The following is a 12318-nucleotide window of genomic DNA, read 5'->3' as shown; positions in this document are numbered from 1 at the left end:
CCTCGGCGCAGCCGAGGCGAAACTCTTCCCTCAACCGAAATCCGCAGGCTGGCGATGGCCGGTCAGTTGCGCCGAGACCGGCGGCTCTCTCCAGCGAAACAGCACCAGATGCCAGCGCTCGGGCGCACTGCGCGCGGTGTAGATCATCCCGTCCGCACCGCCCGCGCGCGCCGCATCGGCGAGCTGCCAGCTTGAGGCCGCAAGGCCCTGTGCCCGCTCGGGCAGCCAGGGCACCGCCGCAAGCGCCGGATCGACGCCCCAGGCGGCGCATTGCGCGCTGTCGCGCAGATCGAGCACCCGGGCCGGACCAAGCGTCATCTGGCAGATCACCCGCGGCGGATCATCCTTGCCGATGTAGACGCGCACCGCGTGTTGCGCCCAGTCGGGCCGCGACGAGACATACAGCGTCGGCTGAAAATCATGGTGAAACCGCCCCTCGCGGCTGGGCGCGGGGTCCAGCGCCGCCGCGACATGGGCGGCGGGAACGATGCGGTAAAAGCGGCCGGAGATCTGGCGAAACGCCCTGTCCGCCGCCACGGCGCGGCCTAGCGGCTCAGCCGCGCGCTCAGGCGCTCGGCCACCGCGGGGGTGACGAATTTCGACACGTCACCGCCCAGCCGGGCGATTTCCTTCACCAGCTTCGAGGCGATCGCCTGCCGCCGCGCATCGGCCATCAGGAACACGGTTTCCACACTGGCATCGAGCGCCCGGTTCATGCCCACCATCTGGAATTCATATTCGAAATCCGCGACCGCCCGCAGCCCGCGCACGATCACCCCGGCGCCGACATCGCGGGCGCAGTCGATCAGCAGGTTCTCGAACGGATGCACGACGATCTCGCCGCCGCGCCGCGCGGTGATCGGCGCGCATTCCGCCTGCAACATCTCCACCCGCTCCTCGAGCGAAAACAGCGGCCCCTTGTCGCGGTTGATCGCCACCCCGATCACCAGACGGTCCACCAGCGCCAAAGCGCGCTCGATGATGTCGATATGCCCAAGCGTCACCGGGTCGAAGGTTCCGGGGTAAAGGCCGATCCGCATCCAGTCCTCCTCAGACCGCACTCACCGAAAGGTGAGCGCACGCAACAGCATCGGCGCGGAATTTGCAAGCACCCCCTGCCGCGCCGCAGCGTCACAGCGCGCGCGTCGGCGAACCCACCGCCGCCCCCGCCGCCGCCAAAGCTTCAAGCCGCGCCACCTCGCGCCGCATGCCGCGCCCCAGGGCCTCGGCCAGCCGGTCCAGCCGCTCCGAGCGACGGTCATCGGCATGACGAATGAGCCAGAACGCCCGCGACAGCGCAATATCCCCGGGCAGAACCCGCACGACACCGGGCGTGAAGGGCAGCGCGAAATCATGCACGATCCCCAGCCCCGCCCCCGCGCGCAGCATCTGCATCTGCACCGAGACCGAATTCGAGGCCAGTTCCACCGTCGCCGCCCCGGTCTGCGCCAGATAATCCAGTTCCTTGTCGAAGATCATGTCGGAAATATAGCCGACGATGCGATGGCCCTTGAGCTGCGACCGCTCATGGATCGGGGGATGGCGGCGCAGATAGGCCTCGTGCGCGGCCAGATGCAATTGATAGTCCACCAGTTTTTGCACCGTCAGCCGCCCGGCCGAGGGCGGGGACACCGCAATCGCCATGTCCGCCTCGCGTTTCGAGAGGTTGAAGACCCGCGGCAGCGCGACGATCTGGATCTCCAGCCCCGGATGGGCGTCACAGATCTCGGCGCAGACCTGCGGCAGCAGATAGTTGGCGCAGCCATCCGGCGCGCCGATGCGCAATTGCCCGGTGATCTGGCCTGCCGCGCCGGACAGCTCCTCGGTCGCGGCGGCAAAGGCGGCCTCGGCAGCTTCGGCATGCGGCATCAGCCGCGCCCCCTCGGCGGTCAGCGCATAGCCCTGCGGCGATTTCGCAAACAGCTTCGCGCCGACCGCTTCCTCCAGCCGCGCCACCCGCCGCCCCACCGTCGCCGCATCGCATTTCAGCCCCCGCCCGGCACCGGACAGGCTTTCCGCCCGCGCCACCGCCAGAAACACCCGCAGATCATCCCAGTCCATCGCCGCACCCTTTGCAAAATTGCAAAATGCTTTTGCCTGACTTCCTCTTTTGGCGGCATTTTCGCAAGGCTAATGTGGCGCAAACCTGTCAGGGAGGATAAGATGAAAGAGATCGGACACTGGATCGACGGCAAGATGGTCGCGGGCAGCTCGGGCCGGTTCGCCGAGGTGATGAACCCGGCCACGGGCGAAGTGCGGGCGAAAGTGGCGCTGGCCACCAAGGCCGAGCTTGACGCCGCCGTCGCCGCCGCCGAACGCGCCCAGCCCGGCTGGGCCGCGACGAACCCGCAGCGCCGCGCCCGGGTGATGATGAAATTCGCCGATCTGATCAACACCCATATGGACGAGCTGGCGGAGCTTGTCTCGGTCGAGCATGGCAAGGTGCTGGCCGATGGTCGCGGCGACGTGCAACGCGGGCTTGAGGTGATCGAGGTCTGCATGGGCGCGCCGGCGATGCTGAAGGGCGAATATACCGATGGCGCAGGCCCGGGCATCGACATCTATGCGATGCGCCAGCCGCTCGGTGTCGTCGCGGGGATCACGCCGTTCAACTTCCCGGCGATGATCCCGCTGTGGAAGATGGGCCCGGCGCTGTCGGCGGGCAATGCGATGATCCTGAAACCCTCCGAGCGCTGCCCCTCGACCGCGCTGCGTCTGGCGGAACTGGCCAAGGAAGCGGGCCTGCCCGATGGCGTGCTGCAGGTGGTGAACGGCGACAAGGAAGCGGTCGATGCGATCCTTGACAACGACACCGTGCAGGCGGTGGGCTTCGTCGGCTCGACGCCGATCGCGCAATATATCTATGGCCGCGCCTGTGCGAATGGCAAACGCGCGCAGTGCTTTGGCGGCGCGAAAAACCACATGCTGATCATGCCAGATGCCGATATGGACAAGGCGGCCGATGCGCTCGTCGGCGCGGGCTATGGTGCGGCCGGGGAACGCTGCATGGCGATCTCGGTCGCGGTGCCGGTGGGCAAGGGCACGGCCGAGGCGCTGATCTCGCGGCTGATCCCGAAGATCGAAAAGCTGAAGGTCGGTCCCTACACGGGCGGCGCCGATGTCGATTTCGGGCCGGTGATCACGCAGCAGGCGAAGGACCGGATCGAGGCGCTGATCACCTCGGGCGTCGAGCAGGGCGCGAAGCTTGTCATCGACGGGCGCGGGCTGAAGATCCAGGGCTATGAAAACGGTTTCTACACCGGCCCGTCGCTGTTTGACCACGTCACCCCCGAGATGGAGATCTACAAGCAGGAGATCTTCGGCCCGGTGCTGAGCGTCGTGCGCGCCGAGACCTACGAGGACGCGCTGAAGCTGGTGATCGACAATGACTACGGCAACGGCACGGCGATCTTCACCGCCGACGGCGACACCGCGCGCGATTTCGCCAGCCGCGTCAATGTCGGCATGGTCGGCATCAACTTCCCGATCCCGGTGCCGCTGTCCTACTACACCTTCGGCGGCTGGAAGAAATCGGCCTTCGGCGATCTGAACCAATACGGGCCCGACGCCTTCCGCTTCTACACGAAGACGAAGACGGTCACCGCGCGCTGGTTCTCGGGGATCAAGGATGGCGTCGCCTTGAACTTCAAGGCGCTCGACTGACCCGGACACGGGGGGCCGCGCCTGTGGCGCGGCCTGCCCTTCGGGCCAGAGGCGTATTTGCGCCAAGAAGAAACAAGGTGTTTCACCTTGGCCCAAATATCCCGGGGTGAATTGGCCGCAGGCCAAGAGGGGCAGCGCCCCTCCCCCTTCCCTTGCAAAAGTCGTGCAAGGATTCGAAATTAAACAGATGTTCAATTCACGCGGTTTGGGAGGGGCGCATGGATTTCGCGTTGAGCGAGGAGCAACAGGCCATCTTTGACATGGCCTACGCCTTCGGGCAGGAGCAGATCGCCCCGCAGGCCCGCGCCTGGGAGGCGGCGGGGACGATCCCGCGCGATCTGTGGCCGAAGGTGGCCGAGCTGGGGCTGGGCGGCATCTATGTGTCCGAGGATTACGGCGGCTCGGGGCTGAGCCGGCTCGATGCGACGCTGGTCTTCGAGGCGCTTGCCATGGCCTGCCCGGCGGTGGGCTCGTTCCTGTCGATCCACAACATGTGCGGCGGGATGATCGACAAATTCGGCAGCCCGGAGACGAAGGCGCGGTTCCTGCCGAAGCTGTGCCGCATGGAGACGATCTTTTCCTATTGCCTGACCGAACCCGGTTCGGGCTCGGACGCCGCGGCGCTGCGCACCCGCGCCGAAGCCGTGCCGGGGGGCTACAAGCTCAATGGCACCAAAGCCTTCATCTCGGGCGGCGGCTATTCGGATGCTTACGTGACCATGGTCCGCACCGGGGGGGACGGCCCGAAGGGCATCTCGACCGTGGTGGTCGCGGCGGGGACAAAGGGGCTGAGTTTTGGCGGGCTCGAGGACAAGATGGGCTGGCGTGCGCAGCCGACGGCGCAGGTGAATTTCGACGATTGCGTGGTCCCGGCTGAAAATCTGGTGGGGGTCGAGGGCAAGGGCTTTGCCTATGCGATGGCGGGGCTTGACGGCGGGCGGCTCAATATCGCGGCCTCGGCTTTGGGGGGCGCACAGGCGGCGCTGGATGCGACTTTGCGCTACATGGGCGAGCGCAAGGCCTTTGGCCAGTCGCTTGACCAGTTTCAGGCGCTGCAATTCCGGCTGGCGGAACAGGAGGTCAAGCTGCAATCGGCGCGGATCTTCCTGCGGCAAGCGGCGTGGAAGCTCGATCACGCCACCCCGGATGCGACGAAATTCTGTGCCATGGCAAAGCTTTACGTCACCGACGCGGCCTTTGACGTGGCCAACCAATGCCTGCAGCTGCATGGCGGTTACGGCTATCTGGCCGATTACGGCATCGAAAAGCTGGTGCGTGATCTGCGCGTCCATCAAATCCTCGAAGGTACCAATGAAATCATGCGGTTGATCATCACCCGCAGCCTGATTGCGGAGCGCGACCGATGAGCGAATGGATCCTGGCCCGCAAGCAGGGCCGCGCCGGACGGATCACCTTCAACCGTCCCGCGGCGCTCAATGCGCTTGATCACGACATGGCGGCGGCGATCGAACGGGCGCTTGATGACTGGCGCCATGACCCGGCGGTCGAGGTCGTGATCATCGACGCCGAGGGGGCGCGGGCCTTTTGCGCGGGCGGCGACATCGCCACGATCTATCACCTTGGCAAGGAAGGCGATTTCGAGATCGGACCGCGGTTCTGGCGCGCCGAATATCGGCTGAACGCGCGGATCAAGGACTATGAAAAGCCGATCGTGGCCTTCATGCAGGGCTTCGTCATGGGCGGCGGCGTCGGCATCGGCGGGCATGCCAGCCACCGCATCGTCGGCGACACGACGCAGATCGCCATGCCCGAAACCGGCATCGGCCTGATCCCGGATGTCGGCGGCACGCTGATCCTCGCCCTCGCCCCAGGGCGGATCGGCGAATATCTGGGCCTGACCGGCGGGCGCATCGCCGCGGCCGACGCGATCCATGCGGGCTTTGCCGATCTTTACATCCCCGAGGCGGACTGGCCCGGGCTGATCGCCAAGATCACCGAAACCGGCGATCCCGGCTGTCTGCCGGACCACCTTGCCCCCGCGCAAAAAGGCCGTCTGGCCGATCTCCGCCCCGAGATCGACGCGGCCTTCTGCGGGGGGAACCTGCGCGAAATCGTCGGAACTCTTGACCGGATGCAAGGCGATTTCGCGCAGGAGACCGCCGCCACCCTGCGCCGGGTTTCGGCGCTGTCGGCCGAGGCGACGCTGCGGCTGATCCGCATGACCCGCACGACGCCGACGATCCGCGCGGCGCTGTCGAACGAGTTCCGCTTTACCCTGCGTGCGGTCGAAAAGGCGGAATTTCTGGAAGGCGTGCGGGCGCAGATCATCGACAAGGACCGCAAGCCGAACTGGCGCTACAGCCTTGAGACCCTGCCCGAGACGCTTCTGGCCGAGCTGCTCGCCCCCCTGCCTGCGGGTTGGGAAATTCCTTTCGACGCCTGAAGATCGCGTCACAACTCCTTGGAGGACTTATGAAAATCGGTTTCATCGGACTTGGGAACATGGGCGCGCCGATGGCGGCCAATCTGGCCAAGGCGGGCCATGCGGTGACGGGCTTCGATCTGGCCGCGCCCTGCCCGGAAGGCGTCGCCCCGGCGAAAAGCATCGCCGAGGCGGTGCAGGGCGCCGACGTGGTGATCACCATGCTGCCCAATGGCGCGATCCTGCGTGCGGTGGCCGACGAGGCGCTTCCCGCCATGACGCAAGGCGCGGTGTTCTGTGATTGCTCGACCGTCGATGTCGAAAGCGCCCGCGCCGTGGCGGCCAAGGCGGCATCGGCGGGCATGGGCGCGCTCGATGCGCCGGTCTCGGGCGGCGTTGGCGGGGCCACGGCGGGGACGCTGACCTTCATGGTCGGGGGCTCGGATGCGGCCTTTGCCACGGTGACGCCGCTGTTCGGGGTGATGGGGCAAAAGGCGGTGCATTGCGGCGCCTCCGGTGCCGGTCAGGCGGCGAAGATCTGCAACAACATGATCCTGGGTGTCACGATGATCGCCACCTGCGAGGCCTTTGCGCTGGCCGACAAGCTGGGGCTGGACCGGGCGAAGATGTTCGATGTCGTTTCGACGTCGTCGGGCTACAGCTGGGTGATGAACGCCTATTGCCCGGCCCCCGGGGTCGGCCCGAAAAGCCCGGCGGACAACGGCTACAAGCCCGGTTTCGCGGCGGAACTGATGCTGAAGGACCTGCGGCTGAGCCAGCAGGCGGCCGCGGGCGCCGATGCCGACACGCCGATGGGGCAGCTGGCGGCGGCGCTTTATGCCCGTTTCGTCGAGGAGGAAGACGGCAAGGGCATGGACTTTTCCGCCATGCTGCCGCGGTTCGAAAAGCGCGGGCGCGGCTGAGCGCCTCACCCTGCGGCGCTTGCGCCGGGCGGGGGGGGGATTAGATAAGACGCATGGACTGGATCGACACTTCCCCCGCGCTCGCCTGCCTTGACGCCCCCGCCCGTGCCGCGCTGGCGCCGCTCGTGCCCGGCGAGGTGCCGAAAGGCACGGTGCTGTTTCGCCCCGGCGATGCGGTGCAGGGCTTCGTGCTGATGCTCGATGGCCGGATCGAGGTCTTCCTGACCGGCGCCAATGGCCGGGAATTGCTGCTTTACACGGTCGAACCGGGGCAGACCTGCGTGCAGACCACGCTGGGTCTTCTCGGCGAGGCCGCCTACAGCGGCGAGGCGATCACCAGCCTGCCCTGCCGCCTTGTCCTTGTCCCCCGCCCCATCTTCCTGAAACTGATGGAAACGTCCCCCGCTTTCCGCGGCCTTGTCTTTACCGCCATGGCGGTGCGGATGGAGGAGGTGATCCGGCTGATGGAGCGGGTCTCGTTCCAATCCGTCGAAAGCCGTCTGGCGGGCTGGCTGGTGGCGCGGGCCGAGGCGGGGCGGGTGCAGGCCACCCATGCCGAAATCGCGGTGCAGATCGGCTCCGCGCGCGAGGTGGTGTCGCGGCGCCTTGATGCCTTTGCGCGGCGCGGCTGGGTGCGGACCGAACGCGGCGCGGTTGAGCTGCGCGATGCGCCCGCGCTGGCCCGGCTCGCCGCGACCGAGACTTTGTGACGAGATCACCGACGGACCCGCACGGATTTGTTAACCTCTCCCATCGGCCGGATCTGCCCGGCCCGAAAGGGAGCACACATGTTCAAGACCAATGTTGGCGGCATCGACAAGATCGCCCGCATCACCGCCGGTGTCCTTTTGCTGCTGGCGGGGTTTCTCACCCGCGGCGAGGGCGCCTACAACTGGATTTTCCTGATCGGCGTCGTGCCGCTGGCAACCGGGCTTTTGAACACCTGCCCGCTTTACAACCTGCTGGGCATCAACACCTGCAAGCGCTGAACCCCGACCTCTGACAGCCTCCGCTTGCCCGCCGCAGCCCCGGTTGCGGCGGGTTTTCCTTGCGGTCTTGGCCCGGGTCAGCCCGGTCCGATCAACCCGGCTTGCGCGCGACGATGTAGCGGCTGTGCTTTCCGGTGCCGAAGCTGCGCTCCGCCTCGATCACGAAGCCCGCAGCGGCGATCATCGCCCGCAGCTCGGGCGCCTTCAGCGCGCGGGCGGGCGGCATCCAGCCGCGCAGCCGCAGAAGCGGCAGGATCGCCTTCATCCAGAGCGGCAGATCGGCCAGACACCAGGTCTTCGACAAAAGCAGCCCGCCCGGTTTCAGCTGATCGAAAAGCGCGGCCAGCGTCGCCGCGGCATCGGGCACAAGATGCAGGATGTGAAAGGCGCAGATCGCGTCAAAGGGCGCCTCGGCATGGCGGGCATCGGCGGCGGTCTGGCGAAACTGCACCTGCGCGCAACCGGGCTTGGCACAGGCGATCTTGTGCATCTGAGGCGAAAGATCGGTGGCCAGCCACAGCCCCACCCCCGGCCCCAGCCGCAGCGCGGTAGAGCCGGTGCCGCAGCCGATTTCCAGCACCTTGTCGCCCGGGTGCAGCCGTGCCGCCACCTCGGCCAGCATCTCCTCATAGGCCGCCGCGTCGCGGACCGGCCGCGCCGCATAGCGATCGGCCACCCGATCCCAGAAGCTGACCTGATCCGCGCTCATTCCGCCGCCGCCTTCAGCCCCAGCATCGGCGCCAGATAGCGCCCGGTATGGCTGGCCGGAATGGCCGCGACCTTTTCCGGCGTGCCCTCGGCGACAATCCGGCCGCCGCCATCGCCACCCTCGGGGCCGATGTCGATGATCCAGTCGGCGGTCTTGATCACGTCAAGGTTATGCTCGATCACCACCACCGTATTGCCCTGATCGACCAGAGAATGCAGAACTTCCAGAAGTTTGCGAACATCCTCGAAATGCAGCCCCGTCGTCGGTTCATCGAGGATGTAAAGCGTCCGCCCGGTGGCGCGGCGCGCCAGTTCCTTCGACAGCTTCACCCGCTGCGCCTCGCCGCCCGAAAGCGTCGTCGCCTGCTGACCGACCTTGATATAGCCCAAGCCCACCTCGACCAGCGCATCCATCTTTTCCCGGATCGAGGGCACGGCCTTGAAGAATTCCTGCGCATCTTCGACCGTCATTTCAAGGACATCGGCGATGCTCTTGTCCTTGAACTTGATCTCCAAAGTCTCGCGGTTGTAGCGGTGGCCCTTGCAGGTTTCGCAGGTCACATAGACGTCGGGCAGGAAGTGCATCTCGATCTTGATGACGCCATCGCCCTGACAGGCCTCGCAGCGCCCGCCCTTGACGTTGAAGCTGAACCGCCCCGGCTTGTAGCCGCGCGCCTGCGCCTCGGGCAGGCCCGCGAACCAGTCGCGGATCGGCGTGAAAGCCCCGGTATAGGTCGCGGGGTTCGAGCGCGGCGTGCGCCCGATCGGCCGCTGGTCGATGTCGATCACCTTGTCGAGATGCTCGAAGCCCTTGATGCTGTCGCAAGGCGCGGGCGTTTCCCGCGCACCATTGAGCCGCATCGCCGCGGTCTTATAAAGCGTCTCGATCGTCAGGGTGGATTTGCCGCCGCCCGAAACCCCGGTGACGCAGACGAATTTGCCAAGGGGAAACGCGGCCGTCACATCCTTCAGGTTGTTGCCGCAGGCCTTTGAAATCACAAGCTTCTTGCCGTTCCCCTCGCGCCGTTTCACGGGCACTTCGATGCGCCGCGTGCCCGCCAGATATTGCCCGGTCAGGCTCGCCGGATCGGCGGCAATCTGCGCGGGCGTGCCCTGCGCAACGATCTGCCCGCCATGCACCCCCGCCCCCGGGCCGATGTCGAAGACATAATCGGCATGGCGGATCGCATCTTCGTCATGTTCGACCACCAGCACCGTATTGCCCTGATCGCGCAGGTTTTTCAGCGTGCCAAGCAGCCGGTCGTTGTCGCGCTGATGCAGCCCGATGCTCGGCTCGTCGAGCACGTAAAGCACCCCGGTCAGCCCCGAGCCGATCTGGCTGGCCAGCCGGATGCGCTGGCTTTCGCCGCCCGACAGCGTCCCCGCCGCGCGGCTCAGCGTCAGGTAATCCAGCCCCACATTGATCAGGAAGCCCAGCCGTTCGCGGATTTCCTTCAGGATCGGGCGGGCGATCTCGTTCTTCTGATTGCTCAGGTGGTTCGGCACGTCCTCGATCTTTGCAAAGGCGTCCCGGATCGACATTTCAACGACTTGCCCGATGTGCAGCCCGCCGATCTTCACCGCCAGCGCCTCGGGCTTGAGCCGGTAGCCGCCGCAAGCGCCGCAGGGGCGGTTGTTCTGATAGCGCTCGAATTCCTCGCGCACCCAGGCAGAATCGGTCTCGCGGTAGCGCCGCTCCATGTTCGGGATCACGCCCTCGAAACTGCGCGTCACCTCATAGACCCGGCCGCCCTCGTCGAAGCGGAACGGGATCTCGTCCTTGCCGGAGCCATAGAGGAACAGCCGTTGCACCTCTTCCGGCAGCGCTTTCCAGGGCTTCTTCTTGTCAAAGCCGTAGTGCTTCGCCAGCGCGTCGATGGTCTGGATGAAATAGGGGCTTTTCGACTTCGCCCAGGGGGCGAGCGCCCCCGCGGCGAGCGTCAGCGAGCTGTCGGGCACCACCAGCCGATCGTCAAAGAACAGCTCCACCCCCAGCCCGTCGCAGACCGGACAGGCGCCAAAGGGCGCGTTGAAGGAAAACAGCCGCGGCTCGATTTCCGCAATGGTGAAGCCACTGACCGGACAGGCGAATTTCTCCGAAAAGGTGATGCGCTGCGCCTCCTTGCCCGCCTCGGTCTCCTCGGAACTCAACGCCTCTTCCCAAAGCGCGATGCCATCGGCCAGATCCAGCGCGGTGCGGAAACTGTCCGCCAGACGCGTCTCCAGCCCCGGACGCACGACGATCCGGTCCACCACCACATCGATGTTGTGACGGAATTTCTTGTCCAGCGTGGGTGGCTCTTCCAGGTCGTAAAACGCCCCGTTCACCTTCACCCGCTGAAACCCCGCCTTGCGCCATTCGGCGAATTCCTTGCGATATTCGCCCTTGCGGTCGCGGATGACGGGGGCGAGCAGATAGCCCCGCGCCCCCTCTTCCATCGCCACGACGCGATCGACCATGTCCTGCACCTGCATCGCCTCGATCGGCAGGCCGGTCGCCGGGCTGTAGGGCGTGCCCGCGCGGGCGAAAAGCAGCCGCATGTAGTCGTAGATCTCGGTCACCGTGCCGACGGTCGAGCGCGGGTTCTTCGACGTGGTCTTCTGCTCGATCGAAATCGCGGGCGACAGCCCCGAGATGTGATCGACATCGGGCTTGCCCATCTGGTCCAGAAACTGCCGCGCATAGGCCGAGAGGCTTTCGACATAGCGCCGCTGCCCCTCGGCATAGATCGTGTCAAAGGCCAGCGAGGATTTGCCCGAGCCCGAGAGCCCGGTGATCACCGTCAGCGCATCGCGGGGAATATCCAGATCGACGCCCTTGAGGTTATGCTCGCGCGCCCCGCGCACTTCGATGAACTTTTGCTCGGCCATGCCCGCCCCCAGATGTCAGGCCCCATAGATAGGGGGTTGCGCCCGAGTCTCCAACGAGAAATTGCGAACGTAACGGGAACTTTTGCCAAAGGTTGCCCGAGGGCGTGGCACCGGCGGCGTTATCATTCAAATCTTCGCATGTATAATATGAAAACACTTGAACCGCGCCCGGCTTTGGCGGCATGACAGGGGAAAGCGCCGGTCGGGGCGCCTGGAGAGGGAGGTATCGATGTTCAACTTTCTGCGCTCCGCCGCGTCGGGCGCGGCCCGCGTGCAAAAGATCGACCCGCGCGAGGCGGTGGCGAAAGCGGCTGCGGGCGAGGTCAGTCTGATCGACGTGCGCGACGGGATGGAGCTGCGCGCCTCGGGCACGGCCAAGGGGGCGCTGCATGTGCCACTGGCCGCGGTGAAGATGAAATGCGACCCGTCAAGCCCGGAATGCCTGCAGGACTTGTCGGTCGACAAGCCCGTGGTGCTGTTCTGCGCGATGGGCGGGCGCAGCGCCGGGGCGGCGCAGATGCTGGTCGAGATGGGCTACAAGGAGGTCTACAACCTCGGCGGTTTCTCCGACTGGGTCGCGGGCGGCGGCGCGGTCGTGCGGGTGTAAGGACAGGGGGGGGCGCGTTCAGGGGGCTTACGCGGCGCCACTGGCGCCACGGTCCCCCTTCACCCCGTCCGCAAGCGGACTCCCCCCGGGATATCTGCGCCAATGTGATAGCAGAGCCCGAGGTGCCCTTTCACCTTGGCGCAAATATCCCGGGGGGTGCGGGGGGCAGAGCCC

At 66.2% G+C, this 12318-nt stretch carries 12 protein-coding genes; 7 read left to right on the top strand and 5 right to left on the bottom strand.

Annotation, left to right across the window (positions count from 1 at the left end):
* Positions 1–30: 30 nt before the first annotated feature.
* From FBT96_RS13120 to FBT96_RS13110, 3 genes are all read right to left on the bottom strand, one after another.
* Positions 31–537 (bottom strand): RES domain-containing protein, encoded by a 507-nt coding sequence (locus FBT96_RS13120; RefSeq protein ID WP_169583437.1) that lies wholly within the window; start codon positions 535–537, stop codon positions 31–33.
* A gap of 8 nt (positions 538–545) precedes the next feature.
* Positions 546–1040 (bottom strand): pantetheine-phosphate adenylyltransferase, encoded by a 495-nt coding sequence (gene coaD, locus FBT96_RS13115; protein WP_136907371.1) that lies wholly within the window; start codon positions 1038–1040, stop codon positions 546–548.
* 91 nt (positions 1041–1131) lie between these two features.
* Complete coding sequence (locus FBT96_RS13110; RefSeq protein ID WP_136907369.1) at positions 1132–2061, bottom strand: LysR family transcriptional regulator; 930 nt, start codon at positions 2059–2061, stop codon at positions 1132–1134.
* A gap of 102 nt (positions 2062–2163) precedes the next feature.
* Between FBT96_RS13110 and FBT96_RS13105 the strand changes: the two genes are divergently transcribed.
* The 6 genes from FBT96_RS13105 to FBT96_RS13080 all read left to right on the top strand — a co-directional run bounded on the left by FBT96_RS13105 (position 2164) and on the right by FBT96_RS13080 (position 7958).
* Positions 2164–3663, top strand: a complete 1500-nt coding sequence (locus tag FBT96_RS13105; protein ID WP_136907367.1) for a CoA-acylating methylmalonate-semialdehyde dehydrogenase — start codon at positions 2164–2166, stop codon at positions 3661–3663.
* 218 nt (positions 3664–3881) lie between these two features.
* Complete coding sequence (locus FBT96_RS13100; RefSeq protein ID WP_136907365.1) at positions 3882–5030, top strand: acyl-CoA dehydrogenase family protein; 1149 nt, start codon at positions 3882–3884, stop codon at positions 5028–5030.
* Complete coding sequence (locus tag FBT96_RS13095; RefSeq protein ID WP_136907363.1) at positions 5027–6067, top strand: enoyl-CoA hydratase/isomerase family protein; 1041 nt, start codon at positions 5027–5029, stop codon at positions 6065–6067. Before FBT96_RS13100 ends, FBT96_RS13095 begins: the two co-directional genes overlap by 4 nt.
* 29 nt (positions 6068–6096) lie before the next feature.
* Positions 6097–6969: a 3-hydroxyisobutyrate dehydrogenase gene (gene mmsB / locus FBT96_RS13090; protein ID WP_136907361.1), complete on the top strand. Its 873-nt coding sequence runs from the start codon at positions 6097–6099 to the stop codon at positions 6967–6969.
* 53 nt (positions 6970–7022) lie between these two features.
* On the top strand, positions 7023–7679 hold the full coding sequence (locus FBT96_RS13085; protein ID WP_136907354.1) for a Crp/Fnr family transcriptional regulator: 657 nt from the start codon (positions 7023–7025) through the stop codon (positions 7677–7679).
* A gap of 78 nt (positions 7680–7757) precedes the next feature.
* On the top strand, positions 7758–7958 hold the full coding sequence (locus FBT96_RS13080; RefSeq protein ID WP_136907352.1) for a YgaP family membrane protein: 201 nt from the start codon (positions 7758–7760) through the stop codon (positions 7956–7958).
* A gap of 91 nt (positions 7959–8049) precedes the next feature.
* Here the strand turns inward: FBT96_RS13080 and FBT96_RS13075 are convergent, their stop codons facing one another.
* Positions 8050–8667, bottom strand: a complete 618-nt coding sequence (locus tag FBT96_RS13075) for a class I SAM-dependent methyltransferase (RefSeq protein ID WP_136907350.1) — start codon at positions 8665–8667, stop codon at positions 8050–8052.
* Positions 8664–11537, bottom strand: coding sequence for an excinuclease ABC subunit UvrA (uvrA, locus tag FBT96_RS13070; RefSeq protein ID WP_136907348.1), 2874 nt, complete (start codon positions 11535–11537; stop codon positions 8664–8666). Before uvrA ends, FBT96_RS13075 begins: the two co-directional genes overlap by 4 nt.
* 229 nt (positions 11538–11766) lie before the next feature.
* Here uvrA and FBT96_RS13065 point away from each other — a divergent pair, with 229 nt between their 5' ends.
* On the top strand, positions 11767–12144 hold the full coding sequence (locus FBT96_RS13065; RefSeq protein ID WP_136907346.1) for a rhodanese-like domain-containing protein: 378 nt from the start codon (positions 11767–11769) through the stop codon (positions 12142–12144).
* Positions 12145–12318 lie beyond the last annotated feature (174 nt).

The sequence above is a fragment of the Rhodobacter capsulatus genome (assembly GCF_005144475.1).
GTDB classification, from domain to species: Bacteria; Pseudomonadota; Alphaproteobacteria; order Rhodobacterales; family Rhodobacteraceae; genus Rhodobacter; species Rhodobacter capsulatus_C.
Note: the sequence above shows the minus strand (reverse complement) of the source record. Positions and strands in the feature narration are given on the sequence as shown.